Genomic DNA, 23,509 nt, shown 5'->3' on the forward strand with positions numbered 1-23,509 from the left:
GCACGGCGTTCTCAGCATGGTCTCTAGTGCCTCAAATGTCGTCGCCTCCTATTACGCTTTCCAAGTACAACAATTTGATGGGGGCTATCTTGAGCTACAACTCGAACGTGCAGACCGCACTGAGCTTGGTTTCGCAGGGCTTAGATCCAGTTATCCAGAAAGTGCTGGACCCACACCTCGGCGGCCTCGAATGGCCGATGGTGCTGCAGGAGCTGGACCGGATCAAGGGACGGACAGCCCGCACCTATTCGCGGAACGACGTCCAGTGCCAGCTACGGGTCATCACAGAGCGGCTCGGTCCACTTGGGTTTCCGTTCGATGCCGCGGATCCCCACCGCAAGATGAGTATTTACGGCAGCGAACTGCGCTTGGTGCGCAATCGCTGGGCCCACAACGATGAATTCACCGCGCTTGAAGCCATGCGCGCCGTTGATACGGCGTACATTCTGCTGACCACCGTTGGAGACCAAGAACGGGCGAACCTCGCGGCCTTGGAACGTTCCCGTCTGCTCCAGACCTTGGTAGAAGACGACGTCACCCCCGAGATCGACATAGATGAACCTGACGGCAACACCGAGGAGAGCCTGAGCTCAGAACACCCCACCATTCCGCAGAGTTTCAAGGAAACCCAGGAAAGGTTCGGAGCACGGCAGACCGTTTACGAGCCCTGGAGCGTCGTCGTGACTGGTGACGTAGAAACTCTGGAAAACCTGCCGCAAAAGTCCGCAAAAGAATCGGTCCGGGCAACAGTGGAAGAAATTGTTGACTCCGAAGGACCGATTCACGTAGACCGCCTTACTAAACTAGTCGGTTACACCTATGGTTTGGGCAAGGTACACGAAGCCCGGGCAAAGAAGATCCTGGCTCAGATAAAGGCGTCTACCTGTATAACGGACAAAGATGGCTTTGTGTGGCCAGATGGAGTCGACCAATCAAGGTGGCTGATTTATCGGACATCCCCGGCTGGGACGTCGCGTAACTTCCTCGAGATCAGCCCAAGGGAACTCGCCAACGCCGCGTCGGAAATCTTGCGAAGCGGCCCCCTCAGTGAGGTGGAGCTGCGACGTGCCACCCTCGAAACTTTTGGACGGAAAAAGGCAAGCAAAGCCTTTACCTCCCACATCGGGAAGGGAGTGAACATCGCAATCCTTGAGGGAATGTTCACCGTGGATCCAGTCACCAAACTTTTTGTTCTTCGCACTCACGCTTAGGAAGCTAGATGCCAACCATCTTCGACAATACTGCGCACCATCTGGGAGCTGGCCTCCGTGCTACCTTCGGAGCGCACTCCAAAATTGATATCGCTACAGGCTATATGGATCTCCGCGGCTGGAATTCCCTGGCCGATATCGTTGATGCCAAGTTTGAAGCATCACGCACTCCGCAGGGCGAAATGATTAGCGGGATGGGAGACACTGGCAAAGAACCGATCGCACGGATCCTTGTTGGCATGGTCGCGCCGGCCGACTCGCAGCAAATCCTGGACTCGCTCCAAAAAGAACTTGAAGCTCCGAACGAATACGCTGACCTTGCCGATTTTGAAACCGCCCGGGCGCGAAAAGCCCGTTTGGTCAGCCACCTACGCGAGCAATTGATGCGCGGGCTGTCCAGCGTTGAAGGCCAGCGGACCCTTCAGGCGCTCAAACGTCAGCTCCGAGAAGGCTCCGTGCAGATCAAAGTCTTCACCGCGCGGCCCCTGCACGGAAAGACGTACATCCTTCATAACGAAGTCGGGCACTACGCTCCAACCATGGCCTACGTGGGTTCCTCGAACCTGACCAAGGCTGGTTTGTACAGCAACCTTGAGCTCAACATCGACGTCATGGATCAGGACGCTTCGGCCAAATTGGCTCAATGGTTCGAAACCCACTGGAACGATCCGTTTTCCCTTCCGGTTACCGAAGAAATCGTCGCGCTGATCGAGGAGTCCTGGGCTGACGAACAGCAGGCAACCCCGTATGAAGTTTTCCTCAAGATCTGTTTTTTGATGTCCCAAGATGTTCGAGACGGTTTTGGTTATATCCTTCCCACCTCACTTAAGAATCTTCTGCTCGACTATCAGGACAGCGCTGTGCGCATCTTGGCGCGAAGGATCGTGCGGCGCGGTGGCACAATGCTGGGCGATGTGGTTGGTCTGGGCAAGACGCTGACGGCCATCGCCACCGCCTCGATGCTTCAAAACGCCGAGGACTACACCACCCTGGTCCTGTGCCCCAAGAACCTGGAGCAAATGTGGGCCGAACATCTTGAGGCCTACGATATTCAAGGCCGCGTCATTGCATATTCGATGGCGGCGAAGCTCCTCCCTGACCTGAAGCGCCATCATCTGGTGATCTGCGATGAATCCCATAATCTCCGTACCGGCAATACGCGCCAAGACTACCAAGCGATCAAGGAATACGTTCGGTCAAACGATTCCAAGGTCCTTCTCCTGACTGCCACGCCTTACAACCTCGCGTTCGAGGATGTCGCCAACCAAATCGGCCTCTACATCGACGATGATGACGATCTCGGCATCCAGCCCAACGCGGCGCTGACGCTGGACCCCGGAATTGCCGACAAAGTGAACGGCAAAACGAGCACCCTCGGGGCCTTCCGTCTCTCCGAAGAGGCCGAAGACTGGAAGCGTCTCATGAGCGACCATCTCGTGCGGCGTACACGGTCATTCATCAAACGCACAGCAAAAACCACCGAACGCACTCTGAGGGATGGTCGCGTCGTGCAAAGCGAATACTTGGAATTTGCCGATGGCACGCCCTTCTTCTTTCCCCAGCGGATTGCGCGGCCACTAAGCCACGCTTTCGATCAGGACGACGCCGCAAGGCTCATGGAAGATGACGAGACACTAGATGCAATCAAGTCACTGCGACTCCCTCGATATGTCCTAGCCAACTACGACGCCCCTACACATCGACACACCCAAGAAGATCTCGACATCCTCGATGACATCAGATCCGGCCGAGGCAACGTCGCGGGCTTCGTGCGCACCGGCCTCTTCAAGCGGCTATCCTCATCGGGGCACTCGTTTATTCAGTCTCTGCAGCGTCAACGCGCGCGCAACGATCTGTTCCTGTACGCCATTAAGAATCGCCTGCCCATTCCCCTGGGGACCATCGCCGAACATAACCTTGGAACTCTGAATGATGACGACGTCGAAGCACCGTCTGAGTATGGCTCTGCGTCAGCACGCTATGATCACCTGCGGCAGCATCTCCCCAAGTCAACAAAATGGATCAATTCCACAATCTTCAGCGGTGCCTTGGCCAAAGATCTCGACGAAGACAACCGGACTTTGAAATGGCTGCTCGACCGCTTCGGAGCCTGGGATCCGACCAAAGACTCAAAGATTAATGCCTTGGTGGACCTGCTTCAGGAACAGCATCCCGGCGAAAAAGTCCTGGTGTTTACTGAGTACAAAGACACGGCAGAATATGTCGCCGAAACTCTCCGCGATGCCGGTGTCGGCAACGTCGGTGTTGCAACGGGAGACTCGGGCGATCCGGGATCCATCGCCCGCCGCTTTTCGCCCGGCTCCAATAAGCTGCCCGGACACTCAGCAGCTGTTGGCGATGTGGCAGATCCGATTGATGTTCTGATCGCCACAGACGTCCTTTCCGAAGGCCAGAACCTTCAGGATGCCCACATCGTTGTCAACTACGATCTCCCATGGGCCATCATCAAACTCATCCAGCGAGCGGGCCGTGTTGACCGGGTAGGCCAAGAATCGGAGTCTGTTTTCGTCTACTTGATTTCGCACGAGAAAGTCGAAGAGCAAATCAGCCTCCGGCAACGGATCAAACACCGTCTCGAATCATCAGCACAGGCGTTCGGATCCGATGAACAATTCTTCGGCACCGACAAAGAGGTGAGCATGTTGGACAACTTCTACCAAGGATCACTGTCCGATGAAGAGACGGAAGAAGAGGCTGCCGACGCCGTCAGTGAGGCATGGCTCGTTTGGTCTGCTGCGGAAGAAAAACACCCGGAGATCTCGCAGCGGGTGATGAACATGCCTGATCTGATTCACTCGACGCGTTCTCAGTACACAAAGGAAGTAACTGGCGGTGTGGCCTGCTACGTATCGACTGACTCCGGTATCGATGCGTTTGCGCTTTCGTCCGGTGGACAGGATGGTCTTCGGGTACGGGAACGGCTGCTAACTCCCGCCGAGGCTTTCCAAGTCTTCCGCGCCGAGCTGGAGACGCCCACGGCCGAGCTACGCCCCGATCACTTCGAACGGGTGAAGGACCTGGTTCGAGGCCCGCTCACGAGCGAAACAGTCGCTGCGGGAAACCTTAAAGGTGTTAGAAAACGAGTGTGGGAGCGTTATGCGAACTCACTGGACTTCGCTAGGGCTCAGGAGGCACTTGCGGCCTTGCATGCCAGGCCTCTGCAGCAATCCGCTGAGCAACGCCTTCGTTCCGCTCTTCGCAACCGGATGTCCGACGACGACGTTCTTGCGCTGCTTAACCAACTTCACGGGGATGAACGCCTCGTGGTTCCTTCGTCCGATACCGACCCTGTGCGGATCATTTGTTCTTTGGGAGTGCTCGACTAATGTCCGAATTGCTAAACCTCGCCGAATCAAACGATTATCAGACGCTCTTCCTGCGGCACTTGCGCTGGTCGAAGCCCGATCTCCAAACCATCTCCACCAACAACGGTAACGGGCAATCGCTGACCGCCAAGAATGTGTCCAGCTACAAGGGACTCCGCGTATGGGTGTGCTCCGAGCTACCGGACTCAGATGGTCAGGCAGCACTGGACCGCGCCATCGCCGCGAAGTCCACGGATCGCCTGGTTATTTTCCACAATGAGCACCAACAGGTGTGGCGCTGGCCTGTCCGCACTGTGCAGGGTACCTCGGTCGTCTACCGATTGTCGTCGCATCGCCACGTCAACGGTCAGTCCAATCCAAAACTCCTTAAGCGGCTTGAGACAATCACGCTGCCTATAGCACGCGAGCTTGGGGTTACGGATGTGCTGGAAAGGTTGCGTCAGGCATTTGATGTCGAGACGGAGAGGGAGACCAAACGGGCATCCAAGCTTATGGCTGCGATGTTCGATGCCTTGACCAAAGCCAACGTGAACGAGCACGAAACCTCAGTGACTTTGGCGAGGTCTCTTTTCCTCATGTTCGGTGACGACACGGATATGTGGGACAAGAACCTCTTCCAGGAATTCATCATCAATCACACCCGTTCAGACGGTTCCGACATTGCCGGGAAACTGAACGACCTTTTTGTGCATCTCGACACCCCTGACGTTAACCGATCAGGATTGGATCCGGCGCTCGCCAATTTCCCCTACGTGAATGGTGGCGTTTTCGCTGAACCGATCGACCTGCCGGACACAGTTGGCAAGGCATTCCGCGACGCAATTCTGGAAGCCTCAAAACCCGACTGGTCTGATATTTCCCCGGCGATCTTCGGCTCGATGTTCCAGTCCGTGCGGGATGCTAAGACTCGGAGGGAGTACGGTGAGCACTACACGTCCGAGCGTGACATCCTCCGCACCTTGGAACCCCTCTTCCTCGACGAATTCCGGGAGCGTTTCACAGGGACAATCGGTCATCGGGAGGAGAGCGCGAAGCTCGAAAAACTCCGTGAAGACCTCGCGAAAGTAAAGTTCCTGGACCCCGCATGCGGCTGCGGTAATTTCATCGTCATCGCCTATCGAGAGCTCCGGATGCTCGAGATCGATATCCTTGAACGGCTCAAGGCGCTGGAGCACCGCCGTGGAAACGAGGCCGGTTCCCAGTTGGAAGTCCACCTCGGCATCGATACCGACGCCTTGGGGCGGCGAAGCTTTCTTTCGCCCAAAGTGTCCCTGGAAAACTTCTTCGGCATCGAGATCGACGAGTGGCCTGCTCGAATTGCAGAAACCGCGATGTTCCTCATTGAGCGGCAGTGCGACATGCGGATGCTCGATCGCCTTGGCTGGGCACCGACTCGCCTCCCAATCGCACGTGCGGCAACCATCGCGACGTCGACGCCAGACGACCCCAGTGGCGGGAACGCGCTCCGAATTGATTGGACAATCCTGTTTACGGCCGACGATCACACGGTCATTGCGGGAAATCCGCCGTACCTCGGTCATGCGTCGCGTACACCAGAGCAGGGTCGAGACCTCAGCAGCGCGTGGAAGTCGGCTAATGTCGCTCATCTTGACTTCGTCACGGGCTGGCACGCCGTAGCGGCACACTTTCTTCGGCAGACAAGCAAGGCACGATTCGCCTTTGTCACAACAAACTCAATAGTCCAGGGCGAGCAGCCTGGCCTTCTATTCCCTCATCTCTTTGATCAAGGGTGGAGAATTCGCTTCGCGCACAACACCTTCCCGTGGGAATCGGAAGCATCCGGAAAAGCAGCCGTTCACTGTGTAATTGTGGGATTTGATCGTGAGCACGGCCCAGCCAGGCTTTGGGACCATGCTACTAATTCAAACCCCGCTGAGAAGCAGTTCAGTTCACTAAACGCTTATCTCGTCCCAGCGCGCAATGTTATTATTACAAAGCGCTCGAGCCCACTGTCGCCCCGGCTCCCAAAGGTGGCATTCGGATCAATGCCGAATGATGGCGGGGCCCTCGTAATTACGCCAGAAGTAAACCAATCAATCGAAAGCGACGACGCTGCCCTCGGTTTCGTCCGGCCATTTCGCGGCGCAGAAGAACTCGTCAATGGTAAGGAGAGATACTGCCTCTGGCTAGTCAATGTAGGACCCACTGTAATTAGCAGCTCAGCACTGCTGACAGAGCGTGTAAGTCAAGTACGCATCACAAGATCAGCGAGCACTCGGCTTAGTACGCAACGACTCGCAGAAACGCCTCACCTATTTGGCGAGATTCGGCAGCCTTCCGTCCCATATCTCTGCATCCCACGTGTCGTTAGCGAAAACCGCCAATACTTCACAACTGCACGATTCGGCCCGGAGGTAATTGCGAGCGATGCGGTTTTCACAGCCCCCGACGAAGACGGCTTCCTCTTCGGTCTTATCTCATCATCGATGTTCATCACGTGGCAGAAGACTATTGGAGGTCGCCTCAAATCTGACTACCGATTCTCGAGCACGATCGTTTGGAACAACTTCCCGCTCAAGTTGGTAACGCCAGAACAGCGGCAAGCCGTCATTGATGCAGGTACCATTGTCCTCGCCGCACGCGGAAACCATCCGGGTTTATCTCTTGCAAAGCTCTATGACCCTAATAAGACGCCGGCGGACCTCCAAGAGGCACATGACTGCTTGGATGAAGTGGTGGATCCACTCTTCGGATTGGACGGCGAGCCCTCCGAGGAACGGCGACAGCAGTGTCTGTTCGACCGATACGCCGAGCTGACCGGCCAGTAGCCTCCTCAGCTTAGCGGCAACTAGGATAGCCCGTTGCAAGGATTAATTCTGCCAGCTAACCGTGAGTCAGATCTCGAACCTACAGGAATTCGTGGGAAGCCGTAGCTGGTCTACCGCGTTATGAGGGGGTTGCTGGGCAAACCCCTCATAACATTCGTTAAGAAGCCTCTTCCGTTTTTCAAGCACTGCGTTTGCGCTTCTTTGTCTAGCTGCATTCGAGGCAGTCCTATCCAGCATTGTGGCGAATGTGGCCACCTTGGGAATTGCGGCTGCCTATGCACCTTTGAAGCGAGAATATGCAAGCTCTAAGGCCTGGGAGCTCGGCCGATCAGCTTTTCGCCGAGGTAAGCTCAATAGCGGTTGCTGATGGCGTTCCTGCAGCCCATGCTTCAGCATTGGTCCATCAACTTCCTCGAGAACATCGTTCCGTATTTCGATGATGAGATCGGGTCTAATACCCATGATTCCCGTATCGAAAGCGGCATGGTGGATTTTGCACATCGCCATCCCATTAGCCACAACTGGGGCACCGTCCACGTGAGCATCTGGAATGATATGCGCTGCATCCAGCAGCTGTATGTGCCGCAAATTGCACACGGTGCATCGTGTGTCGTATGCGTTGATGACAGTCGACCGAAAAAGACGCTGATGAAGTCTGGTGCGAGCGATCCGAGTTCCGTAACGCTTAACGATCTCTAGGTTCCGGGAATCCTCAACACCATCCGTGCCTCCAAAGGCTGCACTCGAAGGATCAATATCAACAATGAATTGCTGTTCTCCGCGCTCCTCAGCCAGTAAGTAAACCGGAAAGACTGGCTGGTACAAGCCTGGGGCTACGCCAAAGAACCAAATAAGCGGAAGCCCGTTCTCCATGGCACTGCGCAGTGCCCGGTTATCAGCTGCGTCCGCTTCGTCACCCTGCCATTTGTAGCGCAGCAAACCGTCGGAACCCACTTCGTCTTCGTATGGCCGCTCCTGCCCAGCCCGTCTAAATGTCGTGGTGATGGACAAAGCAGCATCGAGAAACTTCGGCTTCCAGATGCCACGCTGCCGGCTTTTCAACGGCAGCCGAGTATCGCCTACTCGAAAATCCTCGAGGTCGAGATAATGAATTGCATCTGCACCGTCATTGGTCCGGACAGCAAGCCATGCCTGTGCCTCCCGTCGAACCCGGGAGTCCCAGGAGCCCGACCTCGTGGCCACAACGTCGTCCACATCGATTTCAGGAATCTTGAAAGCACCATGGGCGCCCAGCCCCAACTCGAGGTAGACGCGGGCAAACTTGCCTCTTTGCACCCAGTCGATAATTGTCGACTGATTGACGCCGATCTTTTCCGCTGCTTCACGCGTGCTCATGTGTCGGCCGGGAGCCACCGGCGTTTCGGGAAAGGCGCGCTTCATGCTGCCAGGATATAGGAAGGAGGCGTGGCCCTTGCCCCTGCCCTAATTGCCCAACATGTGCGAAGAGTGCTTGCCTGAAAACCAGCGCCCCGTCTTGCGTGACCGGCGAAATTCGCCCAAATGACCTAAGTCTCCAGCAGTGACGCGAACGCGCCACGAGCGACCGTCATGGCGCACTGGCAACTGGGCCTCCAAGCGACTCAATGCCTCATACCACCCATAGCTGTGTTCTACGTGGAGATGCGCCCGAACTCCGGATACGGATTCGCGCGAAAGTGCCTTACCCGCAACTCCTGTTTCGGAGTGTTTCAGCATTGCGATTAGATGCGGCTTGAGATGGAGAGCATCCAGTCCTCCCAGCAGCAAAACAGACCAGCGCTCATTTTGCCTTATTGCTAGGTCGCATACTGGATCGCCAAGACACTGTTGTCGCAACTGGGATGCGAGAAGACGGTCATCGCCCGAGACTCCTAGAGCCTTCGGGGTCAGTAAGTCGGCCACAGCGGCAACGTTGTCGTTAAGTATCAACGCCGCAACTTCAGCACCGAATAATCGCTTGACACTCGTCAGGACCGCTCCATCGTCTGGCATTCCACGATTGATCCATGTCGTTATCCCGCGGATTGGGTTCGCCCATCCAAGGTGAGCTAGGACGACTACTGACAGAGCAAACCAATACGTCAAGTGCGGGCGCGGTTCGCCGGAGCCAACAGTATCCAGAGGAGGAAGCCACTGTCCTCCCGGCTCATTGATAGCCCGGAGCACCGAAGGTAATTCGTACTCTGCATTAGCCGAGCCCGTCGCCCATCCTGCGTTAAAATCCGCCCATTGCCAGCCACGCTCGCTCGCAGGATGCGGCAGGTGTACGGAATCGATAATCTGCCCCAGCTTCCCCAGCAATCGCACTATAAGTTCTGGGGCGTCCGGCGACTCGAACGAACTGGTGCTCGTGAACTTTTCCGCCGTAGTCAGAAGCCCTCGAAGCACCAGAGGTACTTCAGGGTGTTCGTTTTCGAGCAACGCAAGCCACTCGGCCGATGAAAGTCCCGCGAAGGTACCGGGCACCAGCGTTTGCCTAATGAAGCGAGCAAGCTCATCAAATTCAGCGTCCGGCATCGCAGGGTTGCGTTCAATGGTGACGTCCCGCATCACGGCCGAACATCGACCAATGAGGTCAAGAAGGGCGGTGACTTCTCCGCGCTCCATCAACGCGAGCCGTAAGGCGACGTTTGCCTCAAACGCATGATCACTCATCTGTCTTCACTCTCATGTAATCGTTTCGGATGGGAGCTACTGCCAAGGAACTGGTGAACCAGCGTTCAGCGAGACTGGCGCACCCACAACCGCGAAGGACGTCCCCTCGTTCCATCTGACATCTTTCCCGTTCCTTCAAGCTGCGGCTCCATGAACCGCCGGAACGTGTCCCGCATCAACGTCTCCCCCGCCACCACTTCGTGGAGAGACCGAAGTTCCCTTAACGTGAAAGGCTCATCGAGCAACGCCCCAGGATCCGGTGACTCCGCGTAAACAGCCCGAATCCATTCAACGGACTTCCTCACGATGTCCGCATGCCCGTACGGCAACCGAGCCAGGACGTCAGGCTCCGTTGAAACAGAAACCAGCCTGACGCCGTCGTGTGCTAAGGCTTCCCGAAGCGCCGCGAGAGGCACCATATCAACGTGGGCCACAGACAAAACCCAACCACGGTCGTCCCTGCCAGGGTCATCGAAAACGTGCAGCTGCCTGGGCACACGCCCTGAGATCCCAGCTTTGTCACGGAGGCACCGAAGCACAGCGTCGGCCAACAGCTCCCTTTCGCGAAGGAACGTGCCGGGAAGAGCCCACTCCCCCGCCCGGACACCCTTCCCTCGTCGGATAAGGAGGACGCAAAGGTTGCCGTCAGCGACTGTGAGAACGGCCGTATCCACTGCTACCGATGGCCGGGGATAGTCGAGCAGGGAGCTGGAGGGAGCAGTCACACATCTATTTATCGCAGACTTGCGCAAAAGAGGCAAGGAACTCATACTGGACTTAATTAGCGCAAAATCGCGCTAAAGACTCAAGAAGGCAGGAAGTCTATGAAAGTTCCACAACTCCACGTCGGTGCCGGCACAGCCCTCGGACCCCTCAGTATCTTCCCTATATGGTCCGCGGCTCGCGGCGAACTGGGCATCAGCACCGGCACGCACGCGAACGTTGCGGTAAACGAGCTTCCTTCCGGCGCGCAGGTGGGCAAGCTTGTGGTCACCAACAATGGTCCGCGGCCTGCTCTGCTACTGGAAGGTGAGCTCCTGGAAGGTGGGCAGCAGCACCGCACCTGCGCCCAGGACGTCGTGCTTGGGTCTGGTGAGACCCGAACCATTGAGACTTACTGCGTGGAGGCCGGGCGTTGGCAAGCCGGTAAGAAAAGTCACCACCGCTTGGCTCGGCGTGCACCGCTGAATGTCCGGGCGGAACTCACGTCTCGAGTTGGGATTGCCGATGCCAGTGATCGCCAAAGCCGCATCTGGAATCGTGTCAGTCGGTTCGACGCCGCGCGAGGCGCCTCCGCCACCAGCTCCTTGGTTGAGCACTTGGAGCGTCCCGTCTCGCCACGATTCGAAGCAACGGCAGCTGCACCCATGGAAGGCCAGCGCGGCGTTCTCATTGGTTTGGGAACCCAACCGCTGCTCCTGGAGATGTTTGGGACCCACACCATGTTCCTGAGGCACTATCGGCAGCTCGTCGACTCGGCACTGTTGGATCTTGAGCTTTTGCCCGCTCAAGTCTTGAACAGCGGCTCGTTGAGCGGACAGCGGGCACGCGACTTCGCCGCACTCGCTCAGGAACCGACGATGGGTACGTTCGACGGCGGCCCGCTGGCCAGCACCCGAAACCACGGCTCGCTGCGTAGCCGCCCTCTGAAGGTTCTGCGAGGCGCCTTGGAAGGCGCCGGAACCGCCGTCGAGATTCCCGGACGTCAACCGGAGGTCGCGCACCTGACGCTCTGGAATACTCAACACCCGTTTATGAAGATGGCGTGATCTTCGCTGTTCGTCGACGATAAGTTCTCGCGACAAAAAGAACGCCCCAAGCCGTCACAATTCCTCGGCTTGCAACGGCCTTCCTCATAATGTCCGAACCGCCTGATAGGTATATGACCATGACCACAACTCCTGAACTCAGTCGGGAAGAACGCGACGCTGCAATGGTGGAGCGTTACGCTGACGGCGAGACTCTCGATGCTATCGGCCAGAGCTTCGGCATAACCCGCGAACGCGTCCGCCAAATCATTGCAAAAGTAGGCGGCACAAGTGCCGAAGAGTCGCGTAAGAATCGACTCGCAGTCCGCGAGGCGGCGGCCACAAATGCTCGAAATGCATTTATGGCGGAATACGGCGAACTGGCGCGCCAGATCGCCAATCGAGGCGTCACTAGGCCGGATGCAATCGAAAGGTTGAAAGCTCTCTTTCCCGCTATGGACGCCGAGCTTGCGGAGGATGCTCTGCGAACGTCGACGATCGTTTTCGACAAGTCGCTGATGGAAGACATCTTCTCCAAGGAAGCTCTTGCGGCTGGCGTCTGGTATTTGCTCGGGTCCGATTTGGGGCTGTCTCCTGATCGACAATGGGCGGCCGTGAATCTCGAGCTGTCCCTAATTACCGAACTCCGTGCCGTTTTGGAATCTGCAGAAGCGACGACGGACGATGTCTCCACAATCCTGGGCGTCATAGGTGCTGCCCAGAAACATCTCACCGAGAACCCTGGTGCAAGCATTACAACCAACCGGTACCACCAGCTTCGCGGGGAGCTCATCAATGCTCTTGGACTGGTCTCACGGCAAGGTGCTTTCCTCTGGCCGCCCACAGGCCAAACCCTCATGAAGCGCTTTGGCGGATGGAACGAGTGCCTCGTCGCTATGGGCATTGGCACGGCAACCAAGGGCAGGCCCAAAGGACTGGTCAAATTCACCCGTGAGGACTACGACCAAGCTGTCGCCGACTACTGCTTGTTCGAAGAGGAGTTAGGAGCCAAGGCGACACTCCTGGGCTATGACGCTTGGGTCAAGAAGGAGATCGCAGAAAGTCGGAAACGACCTTCAGGTGCGTCCTTGCGAAACGTCTACGGCTCATGGTCTGAAGCCCTTCGCGCGGTGCAAGGGTAGGCGGTAGGTATGGGTGCAAAAGCAGAAGCATCTGATTCAGCAATTCTGGAAGCCTACCGTCGCGGAGATCCGCTGGCAGTCATCGCTTCCGCACACGGCCTGGATGCGTCGGGCATCTTTGACCATATCGCCGAGCTCGAAGACGATCTTGCTCGGTCGCGGGCAGTTTGGCAGCGTGCCGCGCTGACTATGCGTAGCATCCGGGCCAACATCGACATGATTACCCGCTTGGACGACTCCGGCATCGCCCTCTCGGATACTCCCAAAGTGGTTGGTGCCCTTGGGAACGAGATCGATGTGGACGTTGCTGTGGCCATGATGCATTTCTTGGGAATTCCTGAAGAGGATCGTGAGTTGCCCGGCCTTAGGCTGACCGACAAACTAAGCCTGCTCTACGTGCTGGGAAAGCACCATGGCATAGAACCCGATTACCAACTTGCACTGGCAACGATGCCTTTGGACGCGATTGCCGCCTTCCGGCAGTTCGTAAAGCCCGACACAAGCTATACGCGGCTGTCCGAAATCCTCGCTGTCTCTGAGACCACTGCGTTGGCCATCCGCGCCAAAACAATCAAGAACCTCTCATACTCCGAATACGACGAAGTCGCAGGGCAAATTTCCCGCCGCTTTGGCCGGGTATCCCTTGATGAGAGCGACCCTTGGCCGGTCCCCACGGCGACCCTCGTCAATCGTTACGGAAGGGGCAGCTGGCGGGAAGCTATGGACATGGTGGGACTGAAAGTTTGTAGCTCAGAGGATCTCTTTAGCGTAACCGAACACCAAGACTCCCTCGATGCATTCATTGATGAGTGCGAGATGTGTGGTTACTCCATGAGCGTGGAAACCTACGATCTCTGGGTGTATGCGCAGGCAGGAATGAGGATTGAGCGACCGGCCGCGGTCGAGATCGTTCGTCATTTTGGTGTGTCCTGGGACGAACTTATCGAACTGTGCGTCGGCAGCGACGTGACCGAAGTGCAGATTCAGCCCGCTCAGTCGCGCCTGCTGGAGCAGGCTCGACGTGAGGAATGCGAACTGGACATCGACGGCGATCGGCAAGACGGAGATGATGACTGGCATCGAACGGGGAACCTTGTGAGCGAACTCCTGGCGCGGATGCCTTGGAACAGCTTCCTGCGCGTGGAGTACGACCTCGGCGACAACACCCCAAACAGCCCTTACGCCCAGGCAACCCCCAGCGCGGACGGTGTTTGGTGCGAGGTCGTTTCCGAGGAATACCTGCCTGCTGCGGACTGGCCAATAACTCGGCAGTTCCTGTCGGACGATGGCTGGTCCGAGCCAGATACCGACTTCCCCAACTGGTGGAAGTCCCAGGTCTCGCCTGACGCTGCCGGACATCAGATCATCGCCGCCCTGCGCCATGGACGGCAGTGCCCTGACGTCACCAAATTCCGGTGGTCAACCGGAGAATTCCCGCTTGGCAACGGACCTGACGGTGGCGTAACCCTAGACGATGCGCTGAACGGTGCGGTCCAGACTCTTAGGAATGCGAGTTGAGAGCTGGAATGAGTGACAAATCAGCTATTCCGAGCGTGCCATGAGACTACCTCTAAGGCCCACAGGCCCCACTCCCGAAGCCAAGGCTGCCAAAGCATATCGGGCCGGCAGACCACTGTCGGAGATAGCAAAAGAAGCAAATACAAGCGGTTACGAAATGCTGGCAAGCCTGGGCAGCAGAATCGCCGAACGCGGGGAACTGGCTCGCTCACGATCCCTCTTGGCGCGCAGCCGCGAGACCGCCAACCTTTTGGCGGATCAACAGGAAACCATCCAACAGCTCCTTACTGCTGGAGTACACCACTCCGAAATTCCCAAAGTCCTTGAGGCCTTGGGCAGTTCCGTAGATAAGGAAATCTCCGTGGAGCTGCTCTGCAATCACCGCTGGTTGGCAAACAGTTCGGAGTGGGTATCGCCCCCGAAGCCCATTGCCCTGCTGGACAGATTGAGCCTCCTCTACATGGCTGGTGTCCATCTGCGCATTGAGCCTGACTACATGGCCGCCTTGGCCAACATGCCTTCAGATGACGTTCGGGTAGCCAGGGACAACCTTGGCTCGTTTCTCAGCAACACCCGGGTTGCTGAAATACTGGCCGTCGTTCAAGCTACCAGCCACAAAGCCCAAGCCGACGAGCTCTATGGCCCGTCCATGACGGCTTATGGGGAAACGCTGGAAGGTCTGGAATCACCTACTGGAGGCAGCACGACGTGGCCTTATCAGGCCCAGGATCTTCGGCGCCGTGTGGGTAATGGCTCGTGGGAAGAAACCCTCAACGCGGTAGGCCTCAGCATGAACGGGGCGGCAGCAAGGTTTGAGGACTTGGACTTCGACGCGGCCGCGCGAGACTTCAATGATGCCTGCTCGGATCCTGAATCCCCGTTCTTCCATAAGGACGTATCCACTTACGACACCTGGGTCATCAACGAGGCAGCGGCGGGACGCGAGCGTCCCTCTCCCATCGAGATCAGAAGACATTTCAATACTTGGGAGGAAGTAATCTCAGCGGCGTACTTTACCGATGATGACGAGATAAGCGCGTTGTCAGAAGACTATCGCGCCCGGAATCGATTGGAACGGAAATGGGCGGCCGCCGGAGAAGATCTCAATGAGGCTTTGGCTGGCTTGTCCGATGATTGGACGCTGGTGATCGAGCACAGGAAAGAGACCTTGGCAGGTCCGCCTCTCCAGGCTCGTGCGCGGATTATCGATGGCGACCTAATGTGCGAGATCAGGCCGGCGTATTCTCTCGCAGGCGAGATAAGTTTCGACAAAGAAGATATGGTTCGGCGCGGTTGGCGATCCGCGGACTGCACGACGTCCGACCTGTTAAACAACCTCGGTAATCCAAGCGAAGCTGGCCATGAAATCCTCGAAGCCCTGCAGCATGCGTTCGGGCTCCGGACTCCCGCTGAACTCCATTGGCAGCCGGCCCGGCCCGACAACGAAAGACCCTACTAGGCGTCCGTCCTTACGGAAGCGAGTTCATCAGGTGGAAACGTAGGTCGGGACAACTAAAAGCGTGATACAACAACCAAACAAGCAAATTGGGGGCAACATTGATCGTCGAGTTCGGCTGGTTCTTGGACCGTGCGCCTTGGGCATTCAGCAATCCGGGCCTGAACCGCGTTCGAGTTGGGCGCAAGGGATTTACCAACCTTCTATTGACCAAGCTCGGACTCACACGGCCGGATACCCTGCACGCTCATCGTGTGGGGCAATACTTGCAACGTCTGCTGTCTATCGATAGCGAAGACAAATGGTTCCACAGCTCGCTTGCGGTTGACCCGTGGTCAACAGCCGCAGAACTTCTGGAGGCCCGCGACGACGCCGTTAGCAATGGGTGGTCCGGTGATCTCCCTGCTGCCCCTCTGGCCGCTGCCGAAGTTTCACCACTTCTGCGAACGCTGGCGGAAGTGGAGGCCGCAAATGGCAATCTCCCTCCAGCCTTGGCCGACGACATCCGGGACTTGCCGACGGCGCTGCTTTCGCCACTTCCTCTTGGAATCGACCAGGTGATCCTTCAACATGCCGAGACCACTTTTCCGCAAATCTGGCAGGACATCTTTTCGCTTCTCAAAGGCCGAGGAATTCTTGTCAGCGAGAAGGCTGTGGATGGCTCGCAACCACAGCTTCACGTTCTGACGACAGAAACGGAGTGGGACGCCGCGGAAAACGTCGCTCGCTGGTTGGCTGCTGGGAACAATGCGAACACTGCAATGGTGTGCTCAGACGACACATCCGTTCTCGACCACTATCTGGCTGACAGGGGGCTTCCGCGTTTGGGGGTGGGAGAATACTCCAGTTGGCGTGCAAATGATCAAATCATCCCTCTGTTTTTCGAGGTCGTTTGGGGACCCATCAACGTCCGCTTGCTCGCGGAATTCCTCGCCCTGCCTGGGACTCCCATCAAACGGCGGGCCGCAAGGTACCTGCTTCAAGCGCTACAGAAGGCTCCGGGCGTCGGCAGCGAGGTGTGGCACGAAGCCTTGAAGAAAATCGCAGATCACAAAGATTTGGGTCCTTCGTGGGCCAGTGATCTCGACAATATGTTCAATGAGCACCTCATCAACGGCGACACAGCACCCGGAACCGTTCTGGTGGAAAAGGCCACATGGCTACTCGGACGGCTTCGTCGCCTTTCAAGGAGTAGGCCAGCGCTGCAAGGGACCGTGGAGCAGCTCCAGCAGATCGCTGGACTTCTATCCCCTCTCCCGGAAGTATCTCAGCGTGATGTGAGACGAATTGTTAGTTCCGTCATCACACCGAAGTCCAGCTCGATAGTCGCCCCAGAAGCGAGTCCATGGCTGCGCTTGACTCACCTCACGGAGCTTTCTGACGACGTCGAGTATGCCGTGTGGTGGGGTTTCAAGAACGCCGCTCTCACGCCCGGACGGCGGTGGGAAGCCCACGATGTATCAACACTGAAGAAGGTCGGAGTCAGTCTGCCTGCTCCAGAGGACACAGCGGCTCTTGCCATCCAGCAAACCACGGCGTCGGCTGCTCACTGTAAGAACCTCATTCTTGTCGAAGTCGAGCAGGCCCACGGCGCACGTACGGAGGGAACGGGTTTGCTCGAAGCCCTTGTTTCCGCGCAGCCCACAACAAGTCCAGAAGATGCAGCCAAGCCGCTGACGGACCGCGCCCGTGAGCTAAGATCCACGCCGGACCAGCTAACTACCGGTGGTGGGCTCTGGGATTTTGCAGGCCGCTCGGCTCAGCTCTTGGCCGCTCCAGAGCTGTCGCCCACTCCCCCCGCTGCAATCTACGACGTCGGCGCAAACCCGTCGTTGAAGCCGGACCAGTTGTCCTTCTCACAGCTCGCGAAGCTGCTGGGTTGTTCTTTCGCTTGGGTGATGGAGCGGAAGTCAAACCTGCAATCGACTAACGCGGCTGCGATTCCCACGGACAACACTCTGCTCGGGACCTTTGCCCATAAAGTGGTCGAGATTCTCCACAGCCAGCTCCGGGACACCGACAGGGCAATTCCAGACGATGCAGAAATCCAACGCTGTATCAATTCACTCATGCCTCAATATGCAGCCGAGTTGTTGCTGCCCGGCCATCAGCGCCGACGCGAAGCTATTGCGGAGATCCTGGTTGAATCTGTTCGCACCTTCTTCCGCCAGCTGTCCAAGGGCGGAATCACCCTTCAAGGGGTTGAACTTGGCTTCGAGAAGGATCTTGAACTAGTTGGTTCACAGGGCGAGTACCGGCTCGCCGTTAGTGGCAGTGCCGACGCTGTCGGCCTCGACAGCGAAGGGCGGACGGTTGTCATCGACCTGAAGTGGTCCAACAAAGAGAAGTACCGGCGCGAAGAAATAGCCAGTGGCACCGCTCTTCAACTTGCGCTCTACCAGTGGGCGCTGCATGAGGGTCCAGACACCGTCGATGATCCCACCGCTTATTACATGCTCAAGCAGGGGTCATTTATCTCGGCGGACTCACTATTCGGCCCATCGATTCAGAGAGCAGTCCAGCCAAACGCTCTTTGGGACAGCGCCAAGAAGGCCGTTGAATTCAGCATCGATGAAGTAGCACAGGGCCGCATCACGGCGACTCAGGTAGCCGACGACAAGCGCTCCGAAGGCGAACCGAGTCGCGAAAGGGCGTGGCAGGACAACGGTCTTCACCACATCAAACCGCCCTGCCGGTTTTGCGAGTTGGGAGTCCTGTGCGGCCTGAAAGGAGACTTTTCATGACTGTCCTCGGCAATGTGACGATGGTTTCGGCAAGCGCCGGGACAGGAAAAACGTATCATTTGACCTCGGAGATCACGGATCGCATCCAGTCCGGATTGAACGCCACTCAAATCATGGCAACAACTTTCACTAAGAAGGCTGCTGCAGAACTCCAGGAACGAATCAACTCCCGCTTGTTGGAACAGGCCGCCGCTGCCGACGATTCGCTCGCCCATTCACTACAACTTGCCGCCCAACAACTTCCCGCAAGTCTCATCGGCACCGTTAATAGTGTGTGTGGTCAACTGCTGCAGGAGTACGCAATAGATGCTGGTTTGTCGCCTGCACTTGAGGTCATCCCGGAAGAACAACTCACAAGCATTTTCCACCTAGCCGTTGATTCTGTTCTCGCTGACCACGCGAGCGGAATTCTGCCGATTGCCCGCCGTATGGGGACCCACGAAGACTCACCCTATGACTCGCAAACCTGGCAGGATACTGTCCGATCCATCGTCGACGCGGCACGGACCAACCTCCTCAGGTCTGATGATCTGGCGTTGTGCGCAGACCGGTCGTGGTCCGGCATGCGTGGACTCCTCGATGAACCTACCGAGGATGAACGTCCAGCTTGGCTGAGAGAGATGCGAGCTGGACGTGGAGAGCTAGAGGAATTGGCCAAGACAGGAATCGACGCCGAAGGCAAGCCGGCAAAAATCGATTCCGGGGTGTTCATCGATCAATATCCCAAGGTCCTTCAGAAGATCGACTCAGCAGTAACTGCAGACGAGACTCCTTGGGAGATATGGCGGGGCTTCGTAGCATCGAAGCCGGCCGCGCCCATCGCTAAAATCTTCCGAGAACTTCAAACTCGGATACGCGAAGATCTGTTGTCAAACCCCGCATTCCATGCCGACATTGAGCAGTACATTCGTAGGATATTTTCCTGCGCTGCCGCCTGCCTGGACACGTACGCGGAATTTAAGCGTCTTCACGGTCTGATGGACTTCGTCGACCAGGAAACCCTCGTTCTCGATTTGGCACGAAGCAGCGTTGCTTTTCGTTCGTCCTTCTCTCAAAGAATCAGCTTTCTTGTGGTGGACGAGTTCCAAGACACGAGTCCCCTCCAGCTTGAGCTTTTCCTCCAACTGAGCAGCTTGGTCAAAGAAGCCGTATGGGTCGGCGATCCCAAACAAGCAATCTACGAGTTCCGCGGCACGGATCCTTCCCTCATGCAAGCTGTGGTCGACCAGGTGCCAAGCAAGCGCCAGCTTTCAGAATCTTGGCGGTCGCACTCAGCCGTCATCGAATTGTCCAACGCAGTCTTTGTGCCCGTCTTCGGAACCCAAGAGCTGTCCGCCGACTCAGTTCGACTGGATATGCCGGCTGCGCATAAGGACTGGTCCAAGGGGAGCTTGGAAGCCTGGGTCCGCACGCAGAAGAACGACGGCGAGCGTCTTCTGGCGACAGCTGCCGGTGTAGCCGACCTCCTCAACCGTCGTAACGACTTGAAGCCCGCTGACATCGCCGTTCTGACGCGCTCCAACAAAGATGTTGACGCAATCTCGGCCGCGTTGGACGACTTGGGCATACGCGCCACGCGCAATCCGCGCCGCCTCAACGATGCCCGGGAAGTTCAGCTCGCACGTGCGGGAATGGCTTTCGTGGCTGACGAAAGAGACACCATTGCACTCGCGGAGTTAGTGGCCTTGCATCCTGGCCACCCTTCCAACCGAACCTGGCAGCAGGAACTGCTATCCGCCGTCGAACCTGAACCCATCCATTCCGAGTGGGCCCAACAGCCCCAGGTCCGTGCTCTTGCCCCTATTCGAGACCTAGCCGCGACGGCAACACCACTTGAGATTTACGAGGCCGTCATTGGCGCGCTCGGGCTGACTAATCTCATAAAGTCCTGGACGTCTCCCGAAACCCGTTTGCGGAATCTCTACGCCATGAGAGGCGCCATCGAAGAATACTACGAGCATTGCCTGGCCCTCCGGGCGCCAGGGACCCTACGAGGCTTCCTGACGTTCTTCGCTTCTGACGATCACCAGTCGGCGGACAACGCCGGCTCGGATGTGGTCAATGTAATGACGTATCACAAGGCAAAGGGGTTGGAATGGCCAGTAGTCGTCATGGAGGCTCTGGATAAAGACCTACGCTTCGCCGCCTTCGGCACGGCAGTCGAGCAGGACGGAGAGCTGGACCTCGAACATCCGCTACGGGATCGATGGATAAGGTTTTGGCCGAGTCCGTTCCCGTACAAAGCTTCGCCCCTGGACACCGCCGGCCAAACAAGCCAGGTCGCTGTGGATGCCGAGCTGAGGGAACGCAACAACATGAGCCGACTCATGTACGTAGGCATGACCCGCGCTAAAGAAACCACCATCCTGACCGCCGCGTCGAATCAGCCCCAGCTTCTCAACCTGATGGGTGTTCCGTCGCTGATGTCCTGGTCAGGAGAGGCCGAAGGTGGATTGCTGAACATTGCGGGAAGCCCTCCGCTTTCTGCTCGGATCATGTCGCTTGACGTGCAAGAAGCCGTGACCGAACAAGCATTGGGTCGGCCCCAGTTCACTGATCCAGAGGACCCACAGCCGCTGCCGGTTTTCTTGGCGTCACGACTCACAGCAAGCTCCGAACTGTCTTCTGGATATGAAGCAAAAGTCCTGTTGGCTTCGGAGCTCGGTCCCAGGCTGGCTGAACACGGGTCTGAAGAGTGGGGGGCAGTGGGTAGCGCTGTCCACGCATACTTGGGCACACAGTATTCTTCCCTTGATAACGGTGCACAGGTGCAACTTGCTGAGACGATCGTTAATCGCTGGGGCGTCCATCAGATCGTTAGCGCAGACCTATTGGTTGAATCCGGACAACGCCTACAAGCCTACTTGGACGCAGAGTACGCCGGGTGGAAGGTTCATCGGGAGGCCGCGATCGGTTGGAGAACCGAGAACCGTGTCATGGAGGGGTGGATCGATCTCTTGATCGAAGGACCTGAGGGATGTGTCCTCGTTGATCACAAGACTTATCCCGGGCGAGAAGCCGAGGAGCACATTCGGGAGTCTTACCTTGGGCAAATGGCGGCCTACAGACAGGCATTGGCAGCTGCCGGGAAAACAGTGATCAAGACACTGATCCACCTGCCAGCGCTGGGGCAAATATATGAAGTAATTCCCAGTCCGAGCTCAATTCACTTTGGGAATGAGGGCTGAAGTAGGTGCGCTGCATACCAGAAGAACCCCTGTTCAACGACGGTCAAAGCGCCGAGCGTTCTGTTTGGGAGGCTCTGAAACGAAGTCTTCCCGACGACGTCGTACTCGCTCACTCAGTTCAGGTGCGGGACGGCCGCGCTGAACATGAAATAGACATCCTGGTCCTCTGGCCCGGCGTTGGTATGGCTGCGATCGAGGTGAAGGGCGGCCGGGTCTCCGTGCAGAACGGCCAGTGGTACCAGTCGGACAGGGGCGGCAACCGCAAGATCCAAAGCCCTGTGGCCCAATCGCAAGGCTCTACGCACGGGTTCAAGAATTGGCTGGGGCGCCAGCTGGGAACCCCGCTGACAAGCCGTTTCGCCTACATGGTCGCGTTTCCCTACACTGCAGTGCCCATGAATTGGGAAATGGCTGGATGCCCACGTGCGCTGGTCCTGGATGAAATCCAGTGTCAAGCGCCGGCGGAACTCATCCGCGACGCAATCGAAAAAGAAGGAAGCGGCGCCACGTCTTTGGCTGCAGCCTTCCTCGAACGCATCGTCCGGCAACTCAGCGGGGATCTCGGAGGTGATTCAGTTGAGGACCCCAACTTCAGGGAAGACGAAGATGCGCAGGACTACCTCACTGAGCGGCAGGCGACTCTCCTTCAGGCGACGCGCTCATTGACCCGTGTGAGATTTACCGGAGGCGCCGGCAGCGGCAAAACCTGGTTGGCGGTGGAGAAGGCAAAGACCCTTAGCAAGCAGGGCAAACGTGTTGGGCTCTTTTGCTACAACAAGGGACTTGGTCAATACCTTCAAGACCGCGTCTCCAGTTGGCGGCAGGCGAAGCCAGCTTTCACCGGCGAATTTCACGAATATGTTCGTGGACTCGGCGTGCCCGACGGCACCGGGCAAGACTATTTCGACGTCGAAATGCCTCGCCTTCTGAAGGCATTGGCGGCCGAGATGAATCCTGACGAGCGACTGGACGCAGTCATCGTCGACGAGGCCCAGGACTTCGCGCCGCTGTGGTGGGAGGCTCTGCTGGCATGCACGGTGGATCCGGACAACAGCGAGGTGTATGCCTTCATGGACGACCGGCAGGACGTCTACCGGAGGTGGGGCGGAGCGACGGCGGACGTCACAATTGGTCCCACTGCCACGTTCGTTCCCATCCACGTCGACGAGAACTTACGCAACACCCGGAAGATCGCGGAAACGTTCAAACCCTTCGCTGGTGAACACTTCACGCCACGAGGCAGTACCGGTCTGCCAGTCCGGAGGGTCCAGTGCACGAGCGACTCAGCCCTTGACGTGGCCGGTGACTGTGTGGATGCCCTCATTGAGGAAGGCTGGGCGAACAACCAGATCGCGCTCCTTACCACGAAGGACCGGCATCCAGTTCATCTGGATTACTTCGAGCGCGGTGCCACCGAGGAGTACTGGCGAGAGTTTCACTCTGGTGAAGGCGAGTTCTACGGGCACGTTCTCGGGTTCAAGGGGTTGGAACGGTCGGTCATCGTGCTTTGCGTCAACGGCTTCAAAGACATGGACCGAGCGGCCGAGCAACTCTATGTTGGCCTATCCAGGGCACGGAGCTTGCTGGTTGTAGTTGGCGATTCGGCCGTGCTTGAAGAAGGTGGTGGGCGGGAGCTAAAGCACTCGTTGGCGCGGGCCCAGGCATGGGATCCGATTTCTGTCGCAGTTCAATAGCACGCTTTCGGGCAGGG

Annotated in this window: 13 protein-coding genes; 10 read left to right on the forward strand and 3 right to left on the reverse strand. The window is 57.4% G+C overall.

Going from position 1 to position 23,509, the window contains the following annotated elements:
• Window positions 1-89: 89 nt before the first annotated feature.
• From ACSVIE_RS12180 to ACSVIE_RS12190, 3 genes are read left to right on the forward strand one after another with little or no spacing between them, the layout of a single operon-like run.
• A complete protein-coding gene (locus ACSVIE_RS12180) occupies window positions 90-1,211 on the forward strand; it encodes a DUF3320 domain-containing protein (RefSeq protein ID WP_442423996.1) in 1,122 nt (373 codons plus the stop codon).
• A gap of 8 nt (window positions 1,212-1,219) precedes the next feature.
• Window positions 1,220-4,558, forward strand: a complete 3,339-nt coding sequence (locus ACSVIE_RS12185) for a helicase-related protein (RefSeq protein WP_442423997.1) — start codon at window positions 1,220-1,222, stop codon at window positions 4,556-4,558.
• Window positions 4,558-7,347 (forward strand): class I SAM-dependent DNA methyltransferase, encoded by a 2,790-nt coding sequence (locus tag ACSVIE_RS12190; protein ID WP_442423998.1) that lies wholly within the window; start codon window positions 4,558-4,560, stop codon window positions 7,345-7,347. Before ACSVIE_RS12185 ends, ACSVIE_RS12190 begins: the two co-directional genes overlap by 1 nt.
• A 273-nt stretch (window positions 7,348-7,620) precedes the next feature.
• Here ACSVIE_RS12190 and ACSVIE_RS12195 read toward each other — a convergent pair whose 3' ends face one another.
• The 3 genes from ACSVIE_RS12195 to ACSVIE_RS12205 form a co-directional block, all read right to left on the reverse strand.
• Window positions 7,621-8,748 (reverse strand): HNH endonuclease, encoded by a 1,128-nt coding sequence (locus ACSVIE_RS12195; protein ID WP_442423999.1) that lies wholly within the window; start codon window positions 8,746-8,748, stop codon window positions 7,621-7,623.
• Between the two features lie 42 nt (window positions 8,749-8,790).
• A complete protein-coding gene (locus ACSVIE_RS12200; protein ID WP_442424000.1) occupies window positions 8,791-10,002 on the reverse strand; it encodes a hypothetical protein in 1,212 nt (403 codons plus the stop codon).
• 65 nt (window positions 10,003-10,067) lie between these two features.
• Entirely contained in the window at window positions 10,068-10,772 is a 705-nt protein-coding gene (locus ACSVIE_RS12205; protein WP_442424001.1) for an NUDIX hydrolase, read from the reverse strand.
• A gap of 54 nt (window positions 10,773-10,826) precedes the next feature.
• Here ACSVIE_RS12205 and ACSVIE_RS12210 point away from each other — a divergent pair, with 54 nt between their 5' ends.
• From ACSVIE_RS12210 to ACSVIE_RS12240, 7 genes are all read left to right on the forward strand, one after another.
• Window positions 10,827-11,771, forward strand: coding sequence for an ARPP-1 family domain-containing protein (locus ACSVIE_RS12210; protein WP_442424002.1), 945 nt, complete (start codon window positions 10,827-10,829; stop codon window positions 11,769-11,771).
• A gap of 119 nt (window positions 11,772-11,890) precedes the next feature.
• Complete coding sequence (locus ACSVIE_RS12215; RefSeq protein WP_442424003.1) at window positions 11,891-12,892, forward strand: sigma factor-like helix-turn-helix DNA-binding protein; 1,002 nt, start codon at window positions 11,891-11,893, stop codon at window positions 12,890-12,892.
• Window positions 12,893-12,901: 9 nt separating this feature from the next.
• Window positions 12,902-14,410 (forward strand): TY-Chap domain-containing protein, encoded by a 1,509-nt coding sequence (locus ACSVIE_RS12220; RefSeq protein WP_442424004.1) that lies wholly within the window; start codon window positions 12,902-12,904, stop codon window positions 14,408-14,410.
• Between the two features lie 157 nt (window positions 14,411-14,567).
• A complete protein-coding gene (locus tag ACSVIE_RS12225; RefSeq protein ID WP_442424005.1) occupies window positions 14,568-15,869 on the forward strand; it encodes a TY-Chap domain-containing protein in 1,302 nt (433 codons plus the stop codon).
• Between the two features lie 98 nt (window positions 15,870-15,967).
• The gene (locus ACSVIE_RS12230; protein WP_442424006.1) at window positions 15,968-18,610 is read left to right on the forward strand and encodes a PD-(D/E)XK nuclease family protein; all 2,643 of its coding nucleotides are present in this window, start codon (window positions 15,968-15,970) and stop codon (window positions 18,608-18,610) included.
• Window positions 18,607-21,798, forward strand: coding sequence for a UvrD-helicase domain-containing protein (locus ACSVIE_RS12235; RefSeq protein WP_442424007.1), 3,192 nt, complete (start codon window positions 18,607-18,609; stop codon window positions 21,796-21,798). The genes ACSVIE_RS12230 and ACSVIE_RS12235 overlap by 4 nt, the downstream gene beginning before the upstream one ends.
• A 5-nt stretch (window positions 21,799-21,803) precedes the next feature.
• Complete coding sequence (locus ACSVIE_RS12240) at window positions 21,804-23,492, forward strand: NERD domain-containing protein (RefSeq protein ID WP_442424008.1); 1,689 nt, start codon at window positions 21,804-21,806, stop codon at window positions 23,490-23,492.
• The last annotated feature ends 17 nt before the right edge of the window (window positions 23,493-23,509 follow it).

This window comes from Paenarthrobacter sp. NCHU4564, assembly GCF_052156435.1.
Classification (GTDB): domain Bacteria; phylum Actinomycetota; class Actinomycetes; order Actinomycetales; family Micrococcaceae; genus Arthrobacter.